The sequence below is a fragment of the Thermobacillus xylanilyticus genome, assembly GCF_907165215.1.
Lineage (GTDB): Bacteria > Bacillota > Bacilli > Paenibacillales > Paenibacillaceae > Thermobacillus > Thermobacillus xylanilyticus.
Genome location: NZ_CAJRAY010000091.1, coordinates 17,414 through 36,411 on the forward strand (window position 1 = coordinate 17,414; position 18,998 = coordinate 36,411).

General features: G+C 63.2%; 17 protein-coding genes. 14 read left to right on the top strand and 3 right to left on the bottom strand.

What is annotated here, in order from left to right; genetic code table 11:
- Positions 1–37 precede the first annotated feature (37 nt).
- The 9 genes from KJQ12_RS17140 to KJQ12_RS17180 all read left to right on the top strand — a co-directional run bounded on the left by KJQ12_RS17140 (position 38) and on the right by KJQ12_RS17180 (position 9,417).
- Positions 38–301: an IreB family regulatory phosphoprotein gene (locus KJQ12_RS17140; RefSeq protein ID WP_015255336.1), complete on the top strand. Its 264-nt coding sequence runs from the start codon at positions 38–40 to the stop codon at positions 299–301.
- 57 nt (positions 302–358) lie between these two features.
- Positions 359–775, top strand: coding sequence for a Holliday junction resolvase RuvX (gene ruvX, locus KJQ12_RS17145; protein ID WP_015255335.1), 417 nt, complete (start codon positions 359–361; stop codon positions 773–775).
- A 7-nt stretch (positions 776–782) separates the two neighbouring features.
- Complete coding sequence (locus KJQ12_RS17150; protein ID WP_213486364.1) at positions 783–1,088, top strand: DUF1292 domain-containing protein; 306 nt, start codon at positions 783–785, stop codon at positions 1,086–1,088.
- On the top strand, positions 1,085–1,399 hold the full coding sequence (locus tag KJQ12_RS17155) for a DUF1292 domain-containing protein (protein WP_213486366.1): 315 nt from the start codon (positions 1,085–1,087) through the stop codon (positions 1,397–1,399). The genes KJQ12_RS17150 and KJQ12_RS17155 overlap by 4 nt, the downstream gene beginning before the upstream one ends.
- 64 nt (positions 1,400–1,463) lie before the next feature.
- Entirely contained in the window at positions 1,464–2,597 is a 1,134-nt protein-coding gene (gene mltG, locus KJQ12_RS17160) for an endolytic transglycosylase MltG (RefSeq protein WP_244860665.1), read from the top strand.
- A gap of 65 nt (positions 2,598–2,662) precedes the next feature.
- The gene (locus KJQ12_RS17165; protein ID WP_213486472.1) at positions 2,663–3,652 is read left to right on the top strand and encodes a peptidase U32 family protein; all 990 of its coding nucleotides are present in this window, start codon (positions 2,663–2,665) and stop codon (positions 3,650–3,652) included.
- A gap of 24 nt (positions 3,653–3,676) precedes the next feature.
- On the top strand, positions 3,677–4,996 hold the full coding sequence (locus KJQ12_RS17170; RefSeq protein ID WP_244860666.1) for a peptidase U32 family protein: 1,320 nt from the start codon (positions 3,677–3,679) through the stop codon (positions 4,994–4,996).
- Positions 4,997–5,287: 291 nt separating this feature from the next.
- A complete protein-coding gene (locus tag KJQ12_RS17175; RefSeq protein ID WP_213486369.1) occupies positions 5,288–7,477 on the top strand; it encodes a methyl-accepting chemotaxis protein in 2,190 nt (729 codons plus the stop codon).
- A 125-nt stretch (positions 7,478–7,602) separates the two neighbouring features.
- Positions 7,603–9,417 (top strand): peptidoglycan D,D-transpeptidase FtsI family protein, encoded by a 1,815-nt coding sequence (locus tag KJQ12_RS17180; protein WP_213486371.1) that lies wholly within the window; start codon positions 7,603–7,605, stop codon positions 9,415–9,417.
- A gap of 24 nt (positions 9,418–9,441) precedes the next feature.
- Here KJQ12_RS17180 and KJQ12_RS17185 read toward each other — a convergent pair whose 3' ends face one another.
- Positions 9,442–10,566: an AI-2E family transporter gene (locus tag KJQ12_RS17185; RefSeq protein ID WP_213486374.1), complete on the bottom strand. Its 1,125-nt coding sequence runs from the start codon at positions 10,564–10,566 to the stop codon at positions 9,442–9,444.
- Between the two features lie 172 nt (positions 10,567–10,738).
- Between KJQ12_RS17185 and KJQ12_RS17190 the strand changes: the two genes are divergently transcribed.
- Positions 10,739–12,154, top strand: coding sequence for a polysaccharide deacetylase family protein (locus tag KJQ12_RS17190; RefSeq protein WP_213486376.1), 1,416 nt, complete (start codon positions 10,739–10,741; stop codon positions 12,152–12,154).
- Positions 12,155–12,230: 76 nt separating this feature from the next.
- Here KJQ12_RS17190 and ilvD read toward each other — a convergent pair whose 3' ends face one another.
- Together ilvD and KJQ12_RS17200 are read right to left on the bottom strand one after the other, a co-directional pair.
- Positions 12,231–13,901 carry a dihydroxy-acid dehydratase gene (ilvD, locus tag KJQ12_RS17195; RefSeq protein WP_213486474.1) on the bottom strand — a complete coding sequence of 557 codons (1,671 nt, stop codon included), beginning with the start codon at positions 13,899–13,901 and terminating at the stop codon, positions 12,231–12,233.
- A gap of 484 nt (positions 13,902–14,385) precedes the next feature.
- Positions 14,386–15,579, bottom strand: a complete 1,194-nt coding sequence (locus tag KJQ12_RS17200) for a GNAT family N-acetyltransferase (RefSeq protein ID WP_213486378.1) — start codon at positions 15,577–15,579, stop codon at positions 14,386–14,388.
- A gap of 182 nt (positions 15,580–15,761) precedes the next feature.
- Between KJQ12_RS17200 and KJQ12_RS17205 the strand changes: the two genes are divergently transcribed.
- The 4 genes from KJQ12_RS17205 to KJQ12_RS17220 are packed head-to-tail and all read left to right on the top strand — an operon-like array spanning position 15,762 to position 18,970.
- Entirely contained in the window at positions 15,762–16,067 is a 306-nt protein-coding gene (locus tag KJQ12_RS17205) for an urease subunit gamma (protein WP_213486381.1), read from the top strand.
- A gap of 51 nt (positions 16,068–16,118) precedes the next feature.
- Positions 16,119–16,487, top strand: a complete 369-nt coding sequence (locus tag KJQ12_RS17210; protein ID WP_213486393.1) for an urease subunit beta — start codon at positions 16,119–16,121, stop codon at positions 16,485–16,487.
- Positions 16,484–18,196 (top strand): urease subunit alpha, encoded by a 1,713-nt coding sequence (gene ureC / locus KJQ12_RS17215; protein ID WP_213486394.1) that lies wholly within the window; start codon positions 16,484–16,486, stop codon positions 18,194–18,196. Before KJQ12_RS17210 ends, ureC begins: the two co-directional genes overlap by 4 nt.
- 15 nt (positions 18,197–18,211) lie before the next feature.
- Positions 18,212–18,970, top strand: coding sequence for an urease accessory protein UreF (locus tag KJQ12_RS17220; RefSeq protein ID WP_213486396.1), 759 nt, complete (start codon positions 18,212–18,214; stop codon positions 18,968–18,970).
- Positions 18,971–18,998 lie beyond the last annotated feature (28 nt).

The following is an 18,998-nucleotide window of genomic DNA, read 5'->3' on the forward strand; positions in this document are numbered from 1 at the left end:
TATGAATCTGGTCTCACCCGAAAGGGAGGTGCCGGCGATGAGTTCATCCATGGACAAGACGATGAAATTCAACGTCAAGGCGGAAGAGGTCGAGACGAGTGCCGAAGACATTCTGCTGGCGGTGTACGACGCGCTGGTCGAGAAGGAGTACAACCCGATCAACCAGATCGTCGGATACCTGCTTTCCGGCGATCCGGCATACATCCCCCGGCACAAGAACGCAAGAAGCCTGATCCGCAAGAAGGAACGGGACGAATTGATCGAAGAGCTTGTCCGGTACTATCTGAGCCGGCGCAGGTAAGGACCATGGGAACGAACTGAGCCTCATCCTGCGGCGGATAAAGGAGTCAGCGGCGCATTGCGGATTATGGGATTGGACCTCGGCGACCGGAGAATCGGCGTCGCCGTGAGCGATGAGCTGGGATGGACGGCGCAGGGTGTCGGCGTCGTGGAAAGACATCGGGACGGCCGGGAACTGGAAGAAATCGAACGGCTCGTCCGCGAACGGGAGGTCAGCGAGATCGTCGTCGGCCTGCCGCGCAACATGGACGGATCGATCGGGCCGCGTGGCGAAATCTGCATCGCATTTGCGGATATGCTGCGCGGAAAACTACAGTTGCCCGTCCACCTATGGGATGAAAGGCTGACGACGGCAGCGGCCGAACGGACGCTGCTTGAAGCGGACGTCAGCCGCAGAAAACGCAGGCAGGTTGTGGACAAATTGGCGGCAACGCTGATTTTGCAGCATTATCTCGATTCCAAAGCGGGCAGGTGAGAAAACGATGGCCGATGACGGAAAGCTGACCGAAGAGCCGGAAATCATCTATATTCCGGATGAAGAAGGCAACGAGGAAGAGTTCGAAGTCATCATGAAGTTCGAACTCGACGATTCCGACAAGAAGTACATGATGCTCGTGCCGGTCGACGCGCCGGACGGCGAGGAAGAGGAAGTGTACGCCTTCCGGTACGAGGAAGACGGCGACGACCTGAAGCTGTACACGATCGAAGACGAGGAAGAATGGAACATGGTGGAAGAGACGTTCAATACGCTGCTGGCCGAGCTGGAAGAGGGCAAGACGGACGCATGATGCGGATCGAACGGCTGAACCGGCTCAAGGAGACCTACGGCAGGGAGATTGAACTGATCGACGGCGAAGGCGGGACGGAAACGTTCGAGCTGCTCGCCGAATACAGGGTCGGGGACGCGGTGTATGCCGCGCTGCAGACGCCTGAAATGCGCCGGGATGACGAGGTCGCCTTCTTCCGTGTCGAAACGCGGGATGACGGCTCGTTCGAGCTGGCGGACATCGAAGATGAAAACGAGTGGGAAGCGGCCGCGGAAGGTTACGACGAGCTGATATTCGAGGAAAGCGCAGGCGACCGCGGCTCGCTCGAATAGGGATGCCGAGGGACGGGGAAGCTCGTCCCTCTGCGCTGTTGAACAGGAGGATCGGGGGAAAGACATGTCGGATCACATCCAAGCCGAACCGACCGGCACGGACGGCCGCGTCCGGATGCCGATACCGAAATGGCGGATTACGATGTGGGTCATCCTGGCGCTGCTGTTGCTCATGGCGGCGGGGATCGGCGGCGCCGCGCTCTACGTTTGGAACGGTCTGAAGCCGACCGCCGCGGGAGAGCCGGTGCGGATCGAAATTCCGAGCGGCACGTCCGCTTTCCGGACGGCCGAATTGCTGGAGGACCACGGCATCATCCGCAGCGCATTTCTGTTCAAATATTATTTGCGCTACAAGGATCAGGGGGATCATTTTCAGGCCGGTGTGTACGAGATGACGCCGGGCATGACGAACGACGAGATCATCGCGATGCTGAACGAAGGGCGCACCGTGAAGCCCGAGACGTTCCGCTTCACGATTCCGGAAGGCTATACGATCGAGAAGATTGCGGACAAGCTGGCGGCCGAGGGACTGATCGACAAGTCCGCCTTCCTCGCGCTGGCCGATTCCGCCGAGGCGCGGGGCTGGTCGTCCGCGGCCGCGTCCGTGCCGGATGACAAGAAGCTGCTCCATCCGCTGGAAGGCTATCTGTTCCCCGAAACCTATGAGATGGAGGCGGGCAGCACCGAAGCCGACATTCTGAAGCGGATGATGGTCGAGCTCGACCGGAAGCTGGCCCAGCTGCCCGAAGACTGGCAGGACGTCCTGGACGAGCGGAACATGACGCTGCACGAGCTGCTGACCATCGCGTCGCTGATTGAACGCGAAGTCGCCGTTGCGGAGGAACAGCCGATCGTCGCCAGCGTCATCTACAACCGGCTGAAGGAAGGCATGCCGCTGCAGATCGACGCCACCGTGCAATACGCGCTCGGCGAGACGAAAGAACGGGTTCTCGAAGAGGATCTCGAGGTCGACAGCCCGTATAACACGTACAAAATTCCCGCCCTTCCGCCTGGACCGATCGCGAGCCCGAGCCTGTCGGCGATCCGCGCGGCACTCGAGCCGGAAGAGACGGATTACCTCTATTACGTGACGAAAAAAGACGGCTCGCGGACGCACCTGTTCGCCAGAACGTTCAAGGAGCACCAGGAGAACATCCGCAAAAGCAATGCAGCCGCGGCCCAAGGAGGCGGCGGGTGATGGCGGCTGCGGAAGCCCGAAAGCCGGAGCCGTCGGCGAAGGCGATCCATGGGCAGAATTCGCTGATGAAAGCCCGAAAGCCGGAGCTGCTGGCAACGGCATCATCCCCGGCTGAGCTGGAGCGGCTGGCGAATGCCGGAGCGGACGCCCTGCTCGTCGGTGGACCGCCGTTCGCCGCCCGTGCCGCCGGTCCGTTCGACCTCGCGATGATCCGCGACGCTGCACGGCTGCTTCATCCGCAGGGCAAACGGCTGTACGTGCTCGTGAACAATCTGCTGGACAATGCGGCGCTCGAGGCGCTGCCGGAATACATCCGCGGGCTGGCGGAAGCGGGGGTTGACGCCGTCGAATGCGGCGATCCCGCCGTGCTGATGACGGTCCGCGAAGAGGCGCCGGGGATCGGCGTTCACTGGAACGCCGAAATGACGGCGACGAACGCCCGCGCGGCGGAATTCTGGGGCAGGCGCGGCGCTTCCCGCGCCGTGCTCGCCCGGGAGCTGAACGGGGAAGAGATTCTGGCGTTCAAGGCGAAGACGTCGCTTGAAGTGCAGGTTCAGGTGCACGGCATGACGAACATCTACCACTCGAAGCGGCGGCTTGTGGAGAGCTACCTGGAGCACAGTGCGAATACCGGCCGCTCGTTCGTGCTGCGCGGAAGGGACGGATCGGACGCCGGGGGGAGCGCAGGCCTTCCCGGAGCGGCCGACGCGGCGCAGGGACTCTATCTGATCGAGACGGAGCGTCCGGACAGCCGGCTGCCGATCTTCGAGGACGAAGCCGGCACGCATATCATGAGTCCGGACGACATCTGCCTGCTCGAGGTCGTGCACGAACTGCTCGAAGGCGGCATCGACGCGTTCAAAATTGAAGGGCTGCTGAAGACGCCTGAATACAACGAGGCGGCCGTCCGGGCTTACCGCACCGCGATCGATGAATGGCTGCGCGATCCCGCGGGATACGAGTTCCGCGAGGAGTGGCTCGAGCCGGTCCGGGCGCTTCAGGATCCGCGGCGCGAGCTGACGTTCGGTTTTTACTACAAGGAACAGGTTTACTAGATCAAGAGCAAGGAGGCGGCGCTGATGGCTGCCATGACAATGCCGGCCGCCAAGGGCAGAAGGGTACGGCTGGAGCGACCGGAGCCGTTGGCGAAGGCGGACGGTCAAAAGCCGATAGCGGCGGCGAAAGTCCGGAAGCCGGAGCTGCTGGCGCCGGCCGGGAGTCTGGAGAAGCTGAAGTTCGCCGTGCATTACGGCGCGGATGCGGTCTATATCGGCGGACAGAAATACGGGCTGCGCTCGAACGCCGACAACTTCACGCTCGAACAGATGAAAGAGGGCGTCGCGTTCGCGCGGGGCTACGGCGCCAAAGTGTTCTGCGCGGTCAACATTTATGCGCACGATGAGGATCTGGACGGGTTGGAGGAATACTTAAGAGGGCTCGAGGAAGCGGGCATCGCCGCAATCATCGCCGCCGATCCGGTCGTCATCGAGACCGCGCAGCGCGTCGCGCCCGGCCTCGAGGTGCATCTCAGCACGCAGCAGTCGGTGCTGAACTGGCGCACCGTCCAGTTCTGGAAGGAGGAAGGGCTGCCGCGCGTCGTGCTGGCCCGGGAGACGAGCCTGGAGCAAATTCTGGAGATCAAGCGGCGCGTCGACATCGAGCTGGAAGTGTTCGTCCACGGCGCGATGTGCTCATCGTTCAGCGGCCGCTGCGTGCTGTCGAACCATTTCACCGACCGGGATTCGAACCGCGGCGGGTGCTGCCAGTCCTGCCGCTGGCAGTATGACCTGTACTTCGGCGAAGACGAGCCGGTCTTGTCCGGGGAAGGCGACCGGTTCACGATGGGCTCCAAAGATTTGTGCATGATCGCGCATTTGCCGGAGCTCATCGAAGCAGGCATCGACAGCTTCAAGATTGAAGGGCGGATGAAAAGCCTGCATTACGCGGCGACGGTCACGGGTGTCTACCGCCAGGCGATCGACGCCTATTTCGCCGATCCCGCCGGCTACCGGCTGAAGCCGGAATGGCTGGAAGAGATTTATAAGGCGGCGAACCGGCCGCTGACCACCGGCTTCTTCTTCGGCGAGCCCGACGCGGACGACCATATCTACGGGCCGGAGCCGAAGGGCGCGCCGTATGACTTTGCGGGGGTCGTCCTGGACTACGACGAACGGACCGGCATCGCGGTCGTCGAGCAGCGGAGCCCGTTCCGTCCGGGGCAGGAAGTCGAATTTTTCGGTCCGGGCGGCAGGCTGTTCCGGCAGACGCTCGTCGAATTGGAAGACGAGTCCGGCGCGCGGATCGACGTCGCCCGCCATCCGCTGCAGCGTGTGCGGATCCGCACGGAGCAGCCGGTTCGGGCGATGGATCTGATGCGCAAGCGGATCGCCGGCGCATGAGCGGGAGGAACCATAGGGAAAGACGGCATCCGGGCGGATAAGCCCGGATTTTTTTTGCGATCCGGGCCTAACGAAGGATGCCGTCCTTTCCGATAATAGAAATATATGCGTACAAATACATACGAAGCCGGAAGCATGACCGGCGGCAATCGTGACATTCACGGCATAGGAAAGGCAAACGGCAGAGGGGAGGCGGCAGGACCAATCCGTTGGTGCTCCGAAGCATAAAGGAAGACGCATGAAAACACAGCGCGACTGAAAACGATTAAGGCGATTTGGGTGGTGGACATCATGAAATGGACATGGAAACCGAAAAAACGGAATGGTCAGAACGACGCATCCGATTCATCGACGAAAAGCCGGAATGCGGCCGATCTCACCAAGGTAACCGAAGCCGTATCGAAAATCGGCGCCGGCCTGAACAAGGCAAGACTGACCCGTTCCGTAGGCGTGAAGCTGTTCGCCATTATTTTTGTCAGCATTCTGGTCTGCGTCTACGCCGTCGGGCTCTATTCGTACAATACAGCGAAGGACATCATCAAGAACAAGGTGATGGACGCGTCGAAAACGGCGATCTCCCAGACGGCGGGCAAGCTGAATCTGCAGCTGTCCAGCATCGAGAACCTGGCCATGTCCGTCGTGCTTGACCAGACGCTTCAGTTGAATTCCCGGGAGCTCGCTTATGCGGCGAATCTGACCGACTTTGAGCGTTACCAGAATGTGCAGGGAATCGAGACGAGCTTCAACAACTTCCTGTTCGGCAACAGCAAATTTATAACGGGAGGCGCGCTGCTTCCGCTGAAGAAGGAGCTGTCTGCCATCCTGAGCGCAACGAGCCGTCTCGATGTCGAGAAGGCGATTGAATCCGACTGGTACAAGCGCGGGCTCGAGTTGGACGGCTCGACGTACTGGATTCCGACGATGAAGAACGGTCTGAACGGCAACGGCAGCAAGATGACGTTCGGCCTCGCCAAGGTGATCCGCTCCACGGCGACCAATGAGCCGATCTACCTGATGGTGCTGGAATATGACTATCAGGTGGTCATGGAGCAATTCGCCGACGTCTCGCTCGGCGACGGCAGCGCGGTTCGCATCGTCGATGCGGACGGGACGATTCTGTTCGGCCCGGATGAAGAAGTCGGCCAGAATCTGGGCATTGAGCTCGGCCAGTCTACGCAGGCGGATGCCGTCACCGCCGAACTGAACGGCGATGCGGTGCTCGCGCCCTATCAGACGCTCATCACCGGCTGGACGCTGGTCGGCACCGTGCCGGTCGGCGAGCTGGTCAAGGATGCCGGCAAGATCCGCAACGTCATGTACGGCATGCTGGGAATCGCGGCGCTTCTCGCCGCGGGCATCGGCCTGCTCGTCATCTGGATGATCGCGATGCCGCTGGCGAAATTGCGCAACCTGATGAACGAAGGGGAGAAAGGCAACCTGACCGTCCGCTCGAACATCAGGAAGCGCGACGAAATCGGCCAGCTCGCGCTCAGCTTCAACCAGATGATGGAGCAGATCACGGCGCTGGTGAACCGGACGAACGAGTCGGCGGCGCAGGTGCTGCGGACGGCGGAAACGCTGTCGGAAGCGTCGCGCAAGACGGCGCTCTCCGCCAAGGAAATCGCCGTCGCCACCGAGGAAATCGCGAACGGCGCCACGAGCCTCGCGGTCGAGGCGGAGCGCGGCAGCGAACTGACGGAGCAGATGGGCGCGAAGATGCAGGAGGTCAACGAAGCGCGCGATCAAATGGCCTCGTCGGCCGTCGAGGTCGAACGGGCGAGCGAACAGGGCACGCGCTATATGGCTTCGCTCATCGAGAAGACCGGCATGACCGAAGAAATGACGCGCAACATGGTCGAGAAGGTCGACAGGCTGAAAGAAAGCACGCGGTCGATCCGGCAAATTCTCGACGTGCTCAACAATATTACGAAGCAGACGAACATCCTGTCGCTCAACGCGACGATCGAAGCGGCGCGGGCCGGCGTTGCCGGCAAAGGCTTCATGGTCGTCGCGGACGAGATCCGCAAGCTGGCGGACCAGTCCCGCGAATCGATCGATGTCGTCGCCTCGATCACGGAGTCGATCCAGAGCGAGATCGAAGCCACCGTCGGCGTGCTGGGTGAAGCCTATCCGATCTTCCAGGAGCAGATCGAATCGGTCAAGGAAGCGAATCAGATCTTCCTGTCCGTTCAGGCGCAGATGAACGCCTTCACGGCGCATCTGGAAACGGTGAACGATTCGGTCGCCCAGCTCGGCCAGACGCAAAGCGTGCTCTCCGAAGCGATGAGCAACGTCAGCGCGGTGGCGCAGCAATCGTCGGCGACGAGCGAGGAAGTGGCATCGCTCAGCAACGAGCAGCTCAACATCAGCGAGAATCTGGTCACGCTGTCGAACGAGCTGGAGAAGGTGTCCAATCATCTGAAGGAGACGCTCTCCCATTTCCGGACAGACGATTGGAAAAATCAGAACGGCAATGCATAAGATGCGTCAAGGCCGGTTCCGCGGCATGTCCCGCGGAACCGGTTTTTTTCATGCAACAGCCGCCTCTGCAGGGCATAGGGAGCGTGCATGACGGCTACACTGGCGAATGGAAGGAGGCGGGGGATATGAAGCAAGATCGCACCGAACGCCGGATTCGCCGGATCGGCCTGCTGGGCGTCGCCGCGACGATCGCGGCCGCGGTTCTTGTCTGCAGGCTGGCGTGGCTGCAGGTGCTGCCCGGGGTGCTGCCCGCCGCCGCGGATGTGACCGAACGGGCCGTCGTGAGCCGGTTCGACCGGCTGGTCGCCGATACGGGACGCGGGCGCATCGTCGACAAGTCCGGCGTGTCGCTGGTCGGGCTGCCTTACCCCGCCCTGGCCGCGTTTCCGGTGAGCGGACCGCGGGGAGCGGCAGGACAATACGCGCAGCTGGCGGAAGCGGTCGGCATGCCGCCGGATGAGCTGCGGAGCTGGCTGGAAAGCCTGGCCGAGCCGGCGTTCCTCATGGACCGGGAAGGCCGCGCGCCGCTTCCGCTTCACGGGCAGTCGGCGAGCATGGCGGAGAAAGCGGGGCTCGCCGGCGTCTATGTGTTGCCCTATACGCCGCGGGATTCGTCCATTCTGGGAGCGCAGCATGTCGTCGGTTTCGTCAGCCAGGATCCCGGCCGGCTTGCCGAGCTTTACGCGGAGGAAGCGGCGCGGGGCGAAATGCCGCTGGACGCGAAGATCGGCGGCATGGGGCTCGAGCGTTCGCTGGAGAAGCTGCTGCGCGGTTCGGGGCCCGTCATCGCCCAGCGCAGACGGAACGCGGGCGGCGACCCGGTGCCGGGATCGCTGCGAATCGTGCAGGGGCGGAGCGGCTACTATCCGCTGACCGTCCGGACGACGCTGGACGGCCGGCTCCAGCGGGAGCTGTCCGCGCTGGCGGACCGGGCGGGCCTTGAGGAAGGCGCGATTGTCGTGCTGGACGCGGCGACCGGCGACATCGCGGCGATGGTCTCCCGGCCGGCATACGATCCGCTGCGGATCGCGCCCGGCCTGCCCGGTACGGAGAACCACGCGCTCCGCGCCGCCGCGCCGGGCTCGATCTTCAAGCTCGTCACGCTGGCGGCGGCGCTCGACGCGGGCGTCGTACATCCCAAGGAGCGTTTCCGCTGCGACGGCGAATACGGGCGCTACGGGCTCTCCTGCTGGAAGGAAGGCGGGCACGGCGTGCTGACGCTGGAAGAGGCGTTCGCCCAGTCGTGCAACGTCGCGTTCGCGCAAATCGCCGAACGGCTTGCGCCGGAGCAGCTGGCGGCGGCGGCCGACCGGCTCGGCTTCGGCCGGCCGCTCGTCCGCCCGATCCGCTGGCCGGGGGCCGGCGGCGAGGTCCGGCCGCTCCCCGAGGAAGAGAGCGGCCGCGTGTTCGCCGGCCGGCCGGACGCGCGGGACGGCGGTCTGCTCGTCCAGACCGCCATCGGCCAGCGCGATGCGGCCGCCACGCCGCTGCAGGCGGCCGCGGCCGTCGTCGCCCTGCTGCACGGGGGCCGGGTGCCCGCGCCCCGCATCGTGGCGGACATCCGTTATGCTTCCGGCGGCCGGATGGCCGCGTTCGGAACCGCCGAATCGCCGTCGCGTTTCGGGCGCGTCTCGCCGCGCACGGCCGCCTTCCTGCTTCACGGCATGGAGGCGGTCGTCCGGGAGGGGACGGGGCGCGCCCTGCGGGATGCGGCGTGGCCGCTCGCGGGCAAGAGCGGAACGGCCCAGGCGATGAAGGACGGCCGGCCGGTCAACCATCAATGGTTCGCGGGCTTCGGGCCGGTCGGCCGGCCGCGGTACGCCGCCGCCGTCGTGGCGCTGAACCGCCCGGAAGGCAGCGAACATCAGGCGGTCCTGCTGTTCCGGCAAGTGATGGATATCCTCGCGGCGCATGAAGAAAGCTCCGCTTCCGTACGCTAACGGAGGCGGAGCTTTTTTGCCGGGTCAGGTTGCGTTGGGCGAGCCTGCGGGCGGATCCGCGGGCGGATTGTCGTAATCGAGCGGCGGCCGGATCCAGCGGCGCAGATAGCCCTGCGCGTGCAGCTGCTTGATCAGGATGACGAGCACCGGCGACAGGATGACGCCGGCCACGCCGAAGAGCGACAGCGAGACCAGCATGCAGACGAGCATCGTGTAGGCGGATACGCCGAGCGTTCCGCCCGTGATCTTCGGCTCGAGAATCTGGCGGGTCAGCAGGACGACGCCGAGGATGACGGTCAGCCAGATCGCAAGCTGCGTCTGCCCGACGATGAACAGGTAGATGATCCATGGCGCGAATACGGTCGTGACGCCGAGCAGCGGCAGAATGTCCGCGATGGCCGACAGCGCAGCGATCGTGAAGGCATTGTTCACGCCGAGCAGCATCAGGGCGGTCAGAATGACCACGAAGGTGATCGAGACGAGGATGAACTGCGATTTCAGATACCCGACGATGCCGGCCAGCACGTTGTCTTTCAGGAAGTAGAACGCCGTCTTGAACGTGTTGGGCGTTTTTTCGCGGGCCAGCTTCTTCCACATGTCGATCTCGATGCTCAGAAAATACGCGAGAATGATGCCGATGCCGAAATTGAACACGAACGTGCTGAGGGACGAGAGAAAGTTGACGAATCCGACCAGAATCTGCGTCGCGACCCGCTGCCCCCAGCCCGTAATCGAATTGATGATGCTCTGCGACTGCTGCACGACGCCTTCCGGGAGCAGGTCGATCCGGCTTTGGAGCCAGGCGATCCAGTAGGTCGCTTCTTCCGTGAAGATCGTCTGGTAATCGGGCAGCCGGTCGACGAATTCCATAATCTCGTAAGTGAGCAGCACGCCCGCGCCGATAAATGCCCCGAGGATGACCAATGTGAAGAACAGGACGCTGATGGCGGAAGCGATCGCTTTCTTGATGCCGATCCGGTTCAGCCGTTTCGCCAGCGGCTCGATGCAGGCGAAGATCAGGAAGGACATGAAGACGGGAGCGGCGATTTTGTACAGAAAACTGAAGACGTACATGATGACCCATACGGTAAGCGCGATGAGTGCGATATCGAACGCCGTCCGCCAGTAGCGTTTGTAGAACGTGATCATATCGACTCCCCTTCGAAAGATTGGTGGCGCAAAAAAGGGACATCCTGATTTTACTATAGTTTTGGAGAAGCCGCCTATTTTTTTAGCAATTGTGATACAATAAACAAGATGAAGATGACGCCGGAAGCGAAACCGGCGCGGCGTTCATTTGGGATGGTGGGGAAACGTTCGCATGGAGAATGTGCTGCTGTGGGGATTCTACTTCCTGACGTTCTATGCTTTTCTGCCAGGGTTCATCAGCCGGACGTTCGGATTCCGCGTGTTCAAGCGCGGACGAGCCCGCGAAGAGATCGCGCTTACATTCGACGACGGGCCGGACCCGGTGTACACGCCGCGCCTTCTGGACTTGCTGCGCAAATACGGGGCCAAGGCCACGTTCTTCGTCGTCGGCGTCCACGCCGAGCAGCACCCCGAACTGCTCAGGCGGATGGCGGAGGAAGGACATGACATCGGCATTCATAATTATGTGCACAAGACGAACTGGCTCATGCGCCCCGGCACGGTGAAGAAACAGATCGCCCGCACGAGCGGAATAATCGAACAGGCGACGGGTGTGAAGCCGGTTTACTATCGTCCGCCGTGGGGCATCGTCAATCTGTTCGATTTCGCGAATCTCGGCTATCTGCAGATCATTCTGTGGTCGGCCATGTTCGGCGACTGGCGGAAGCGCGTCGGCGCCGAGCGGCTGACGGCGCGGATGATGAAGAAGCTGAGCCCGGGCGAAGTGCTGCTCCTGCACGACTGCGGCAGAACGTTCGGAGCGGACGAAGACGCGCCGGAACAGATGCTGCAGGCGCTGGAAGTGTATTTGCAGCGGGGAAGCGAGCGGGGCTATCGATTTGTGACGATCGGGGAGATGATCGCCGTGACGGATAAGAACCGCGCCCGCGAGAAGGCCGGGCGGAAGCCGGGATGGTTCAAACGGACGGTGACGGCATGCTGGATGGCATGGGAGCGCTGCTTCAACGTGCTGTTCCGGATTGTCGATGTCGGCGACGGCTCGCTGCTTCATTACCGCATCCGCCCGTATCGCGGCGGCGAGCTCGTGCTGGACGACGGCGCCGTCATCCGGCCGAACGACAAGATCGTCGAACTGCATTTCGATAATGCGAAGCTTCGGCAATTGCTGGAGAATTCGCGTTCGCTCATGAAAGTCGCGATCTTCCTGATCCGCGAGACGGAGAAGGCGCTGCCGGCGCTGGCGCGGCATCTGGAGAGCAGAGCGGATCTCCGCGACGTCAAGGGGCTGTACGGCATCAGCATGATCCACCGCGGCCCGGAGGCGTTCGGGTTCAGCGTGCTGGATCTGCCCCGGGGGGCGTTCCGGTTCTTCACGACCCGGTATCTCCGGCTGCTGATCCGGGTGCTGCACCCGAGCGGAGGGGAACTGCTGAGAGACAAGAATGCGCAGTTCTACCCGCGCATCATGGCGATATCTTTGACCGAGTTCCTGAGACGATACGGCAGCGCGTCCGGCCGTCCGCAGCCGGATGCGTCCGACGCGCTCGATCCGGCCGCGGCGAGCGCGTTGCCGGCCGACGGCCCGGCGGCAGCCGTCCTGACGGGCGGCAAGACGCTGCAGCAGTAATCGCGGCAAAAAGAAGGGGCTGTTCCCGGATCCCGCACCATGGGGGATCTGACGGAACAGCCCTTTTCTCTGTTCATTAGATTTTGAGCACGGCGCCCATGCTGGCGTTCGTGACAAGATGCGAATACCGCGCGAGGTAGCCGCCCGAAATCTTCGACTGGAAGCCGGGCCATTCCTTGCGCCGCTTCTCCATCTCTTCGTCGCTGATCAGCACGTTCATCGTGCGGTTGTTCAGGTCAAGCTCGATGATGTCGCCGTCGCGGACGAACGCGATCGGGCCGCCCTCCGCCGCTTCCGGCGAGACGTGGCCGATGCTGATGCCTCGGGACGCGCCGGAGAACCGTCCGTCCGTCACGAGGCCGACCTTGGCGCCGAGGCCCATGCCGACGATCTGCGAAGTGGGCGCCAGCATCTCCGGCATGCCGGGGCCGCCCTTCGGCCCTTCGTAACGGATGATGACGACATGACCTTCCTTCACCTTGCCGGACGCGATGCCGGCGAGCGCTTCATCCTGCGAATCGAAGCAGATGGCCGGGCCTTTGTGGTAGCCGCCGACCGAAGGGTCGACCGCGCCGACTTTGATGACCGCGCCTTCCGGCGCCAGGTTGCCGAACAGGATGGCGAGGCCGCCGCGCTCGCTGTGGGGATTGTCCAGCGGACGGATCACGTTCTTGTCCTTGATCTCGCAGCCTTCGACGTTCTCGCGGAGCGTCTTGCCGGTGACCGTAATGCATTCTCCGTGGATCGCGCCGGGCTTCTTGAGCAGCTCGTTCAGGATGGCCGATACGCCGCCGGCTTCATGCACGTCTTCGATGTGGTAATCCGATGCGGGCGCGATCTTCGCGAGATGCGGCACGCGCTCCGCCACTTCGTTGATGCGCGAAATCGGGTAGTCGATGCCCGCTTCGCGCGCGATCGCGAGCGTGTGCAGCACGGTGTTCGTCGAGCCGCCCATCGCCATGTCGAGGGCGAACGCATTGTCGATCGCTTCCTTGGTGACGATGTCGCGAGGCTTGATGTCGCGTTTGATCAGCTCCATCAGCTGGCGCGCCGATTGCTTCACGAACTCTCGGCGTTCCGGCGAGACGGCCAGGATCGTGCCGTTGCCGGGCAGCGCGAGGCCGAGCGCTTCGGCGAGGCAGTTCATCGAGTTCGCGGTGAACATGCCGGAGCAGGAGCCGCACGACGGGCAGCCGTACATTTCGAGTTCCCGCAGGCCCTTCTCGTCGATTTTGCCGGATTGGTAGGCGCCGACGCCTTCGAACACGCTCGACAGCGAGATCGACCGGCCGTCGGACGTCTTGCCGGCCTTCATCGGACCGCCGCTGACGAAGATCGTCGGGATGTTGATGCGCAGCGCCGCCATCATCATGCCCGGCGTAATCTTGTCGCAGTTCGGAATGCACACCATGCCGTCGAACCAGTGGGCGTTCACGACCGTCTCGACCGAGTCGGCGATGAGCTCCCGGCTGGCGAGGGAGTAGCGCATGCCGATATGGCCCATCGCGATGCCGTCGTCCACACCGATCGTGTTGAACTCGAACGGGACGCCGCCGGCTTCGCGGATCGCTTCCTTGACCAGCTTGCCGAATTCCTGCAGATGGACGTGGCCCGGAATGATGTCGATGTACGAGTTGCAGACCGCGATGAACGGCTTGTCGAAGTCTTCTTCCTTGACCCCCGCGGCGCGCAGCAAGCTGCGGTGCGGGGCGCGGTCGAAGCCGCGCTTGATCATGTCGGATCTCATTTTGCCTGTGGTCAACTGCGATTTCCCCTTTCCGATTCTGAGACGGATCCGTGCAAAACGCCGGGAACTATCTAATTTAGTGTACCATATCCGCCGTTTGCTTGACCAGTAAAACAGGGCGGGCGGACGCGGGGCTGCGGCGGACTCGCGGATGCTGCATGAGTGGCGCGGGGGCAGATGTGGTGCAAAAATGCACCAGATTGGGCCGATTGGGCTTGAGGGTTGGCCGTTGTGGTGCAAAAATGCACCAGATTGGGCCGATTGCGCTTGGGGGTTGGCCGATATGGTGCAAAAATGCACCAGATTGGCCGGCAGTCCTCGAGAGTTGGCCGATGTGGTGCAAAAATGCACCAGATTGAGCCGGCAGCCCACGAGGGTTGGCCGATGTGGTGCAAAAATGCACCAGATTGAGCCCGTCGCCGCGCGGGCCGCAAACAAAACGAAGCGGGAACTCCTCGCCTCGTTTCGATGCCCATATCTTTTTTTAGAAGAAATCGATCAGATCCGTCGGTGTCATCGGGACGCGCGCTTCAAGCGCTTCCGCGGCTGCCGCTTCGCCGGTGAGCAAGCCGTCCTCATACAGATGCACGGGGCGCAGGTCGCCGAGGAGCACCGCCGACAGCGCGCGGATGTGGCACGCCAGCGACGGCGCGTCCGCACCGTCAGAACCGGCATGCGCCGGCGTCAGGCTCCCGCGTCCGTCCGCGTCGATGGCGAGCAGGAATTCGCCGTCGTTCCAGGGTGCGGACTCGTCCGCGATGCGAAGCTTGATCCGGGTCGGACCGGCGCCCGGAAGGAACGCATATTCCCGGACGAATCGCTGCGCGTCGACGATGCGGCCCATGACGTGCGGCTTCCGCATCTGCGTGATCCGGGGATCGTTCAGGAGAAAAGGCAGCCGGTCGTTCGCCGAACGCTTCAGCTCCACCTTGTCCGCCATGGAATCGTGGTTTGCGATGAACGCGAGCATGCCGTCCCGCGCTTCGCGGCTCAGGCAAACCCACTCCGCGATGTGCATGAGCCGGTCCTTCAGCGTGAACAGCATGTATCCCTGCGGTTCCCCGGATGCATCCACGTAGCAGTAGCAGAGGCGTTCGTGCGCGAGCACCCGATGCTCCCACCACTCCGCCTCGCGGTCAAGCATGGTGTTGAACCGCGCGGCATACCGCCCGTACAGCCCCCTGAGCAGTTCCAGTTCCTCCATCGGCTGCTCGATCCGCCGCATGGCGCCGCGCATCGCAAATCCTTCGCACTTCGCCGGCGGAAACTCGAGCGTGACGGCGTCCGCGACGACTTCCCATCCGAACTTGCGGTAAAACGGGATGTAGAACGGGTGCAGGAACGATACGGCCACGCCTTCTTCGCGCATTGCGCCCAAGGCGTGCTGCAGCAGCTGCCGGATGAGCCCCTGCCTGCGGTATTCCGGCCATGTGGCGACGCCCGCAACGCCGCCCATCGGGATGCTGCGTCCGTTCAGCCAGATCCGCATCGGAAGGACGGCGGCCTTGGCGGCCAGCCGCCCGTCGATGAAATACCCCCAGACATGGTCCGGATTCAGCGTCCTGCGGCGCTGCTCCCATACTTCCGGCGTGAGGCTGAACTGAAACGCGAAAGCGGACAGCTTGATGCTCTCGTCCTTTTCTTCTGCCGTCAAACGGCGGATGCCCTGGTCCTTCATCCTTAACCTCCTCCTACTGCAGAACCTGCATATCAGCAACGTACCATGTTCTCCCAAGATAGGGCAAGACAATTAAATTAAATGTAATAAAAACTAACATTAAATTGCGAAATCTAAGTTTTATCGTTATAATCATGTTAGGAAACCGAACATTTAACTGGATGGCAGGGAGAGATGTACGCATGCTGCTGACGGAGAGGGAGAAGGAGCGGCTGATGATCACCGTTGCTGCCGATCTCGCAAGGCGCAGACTGGCGCGCGGCGTCAAGCTGAACTATCCGGAAAGCGTGGCGCTCATCACGTCCGAAATCCTCGAGGGCGCACGCGACGGCAAGACGGTCGCCGAGCTGATGGCGTACGGCACTCGCATCCTGCGCCGGGATCAGGTGATGGAGGGCGTGCCGGAGATGATTCAGGAAGTGCAGATCGAGGCGACATTTCCGGACGGCACCAAGCTGGTCACCGTCCACCATCCGATCGCCGAATAACCCGGCCGGGCGGCGATCCGTCCGGCAAATGAGGAAGGAGAGATGCCGCACATGATACCAGGCGAATACCGGACGGCGGAAGGCGAAATCGAGCTGAACGCGGGAAGGCCGCGCAAGGAGATGATCGTCGTCAATACGGGCGACCGTCCCGTGCAGGTCGGTTCGCATTTTCATTTCTTCGAAGTGAACCGCGCCCTGGTCTTCGACCGCGAAGCGGCGTTCGGCATGCGGCTGGACATTCCGGCCGGAACGGCGGTCCGGTTCGAGCCGGGCGAAGAGAAGCCGGTCGTCCTGACCGTGATCGGCGGCGCCCGCATTGTCTTCGGCCTGAACGGGCTGACGCGGGGCGAGGCAGCTCCCGGCGCCGTGCCCTCAGAGGTGCGGGAGCGGCTTGAAGCGTGGAAGGGGGGACCGCGGTGAGCCGGATGGACCGCGAAAGCTACGCCGGCATGTTCGGCCCGACGACGGGCGATGCGATCCGGCTGGCGGATACGGAGCTGTGGGCCGAGATCGAACGGGACTACACCGTCTACGGCGACGAGTGCAAGTTCGGCGGCGGCAAGGTGATCCGCGACGGCATGGGGCAGTCGAGCCGGGCGCGGCGCGATGACGGCGTGCTCGACACGATCATCACGAACGCGGTCATCATCGACCATTGGGGCATCGTGAAAGCCGACATCGGCATCAAGGACGGCCTGATCGTCGGGATCGGCAAAGGCGGCAACCCCGACCTGATGGACGGCGTCGACCCGAACCTGATCGTCGGCGCTTCCACCGAAGTGATCGCGGGCGAAGGCCGCATCGTCACCGCGGGCGGCATCGATTCGCATGTGCATTTCATCAGCCCGCAGCAGATCGAGACGGCGCTCGCCTCCGGCATTACGACGATGATCGGCGGCGGCACCGGGCCGGCCACCGGCACGAACGCGACGACGTGCACGCCGGGCGCCTGGCACATCGCCCGCATGCTGGAGGCGGCCGAGGCGTTCCCGATGAACCTCGGCTTCACCGGCAAAGGGAACGCCTCGTTCGTCGAGCCGCTCATCGAGCAGATCGAAGCGGGCGCGATCGGGCTGAAGCTGCACGAGGACTGGGGGACGACGCCGGCGGCGATCGATGCGTGCCTGCGCGCGGCGGATCTGCACGATGTGCAGGTCGCGATCCACACCGACACGCTGAACGAATCGGGGTTCGTGGAGGATACGCTGGCCGCGATCGCCGGCCGTACGATCCACACGTACCATACGGAGGGCGCGGGCGGCGGCCATGCGCCGGACATCATCCGCGCGGCATCTTTCCCGAACGTGCTGCCGTCGTCGACGAATCCGACCCGGCCGTTCACGGTGAACACGATCGACGAGCATCTCGACATGCTGATGGTCTGCCACCATCTCGACAGCCGGATTCCCGAGGATGTCGCCTTCGCCGATTCGCGCATCCGGCCGGAGACGATCGCGGCGGAAGACATTCTCCACGACCTCGGCGTGTTCAGCATGATCAGCTCCGACTCGCAGGCGATGGGGCGGGTCGGGGAAGTCATCCTCCGCACCTGGCAGACCGCGGACAAAATGAAACGCCAGCGCGGACCGCTTGCCCCGGATACGGAGAGCGACAACTTCCGCATCCGGCGCTACATCGCGAAATACACGATCAATCCGGCGATCACGCACGGCATCGCGCATCTGGTCGGTTCCGTCGAGCCGGGCAAGTTCGCCGATCTCGTCATCTGGAATCCGATGTTCTTCGGCGTGAAGCCGGATCTCGTGCTGAAGGGCGGGGCCATCGCCTGGGCGCAGATGGGCGATCCGAACGCGTCGATTCCGACGCCGCAGCCGGTATTCGGCCGGCCGATGTTCGCCGCGTTCGGCAAGGCGCGCGCCGCGACATCGATCACGTTCGTGTCGCAGGCGGCCTATACCCAAGGCATCGCGGAGAAGCTGGGCCTGACGAAGCGGGTGGAGCCGGTGAAGGGCTGCCGGAACATCGGCAAGAAGGATATGGTGCTGAACGACGCGACGCCGCGGATCGAAGTCGATCCCGAGACGTACAAGGTGACCGTCGACGGGGAGCCGTGCACGTGCGAGCCGGCTGCCGTGCTGCCGATGGCGCAGCGGTATTTCCTGTTCTGAGACGGCAAGGAGGTGATGGCTGTGGCGGATGCTCCGGATCGTCCGGCAGGCGTCGGAGCGTTGCCGGCATCCGGGAAGACGCGGGCCCGGGCGGACGTGTCGTGGCTGATGCTGCAGCAGCTGCTCGATTCCGCGCTGCCGATCGGCGGGTTCTCGCATTCGTTCGGCCTGGAAACGATGGTGCAGGAAGGCCGGATCCGGACGCCGGACGATCTTGAGCGCTACGCGGAGACGATGCTGCTGCAGAGCTGGGCGACGCTCGACGCAATGGTCGTGAAGGCGGTGTATGCATGTCCGCGGGACGACTGGGAGCGGGCGTGGCGCATCGAGCGGCTCGTCCATCTCCAGCGGGCGGCGGCGGAGTCGCGGACGGCGGTCGAGAAGATGGGGCGCCGGCTGCTCCGCCTCGCGGCCAGCGTCCATCCGGGAATCGATCTGTCGCCGCTGGAAGAGGCCTTCCGGAGCGGCCGCTGCCTGGCCACGCATCCGCTCGTCTTCGGGTTTCTGTGCCGACGCCTCGGTTTTCCGCTTCATCAGGCGGTGCAGGGGTTTTTGTACGGCAGTCTTGTGACTTGCGTGAACAGCGCGCTGCGGCTCATGGCGATCGGCCAGACGGAAGGGCAGGCGATCATCGCCCGGCTCATCCCGCTTATCGCCGAAGCCGCGGAGCAAACTCATGATCTCGCGCCCGAAGACGCGTACGGCAATACGCCGCTCGCGGAGCTGATGGCGATGCGTCATGAGACGCTGTATTCCCGGCTGTTCATGTCGTAGCGATGGCGCCGAATCATCATTTACTGAG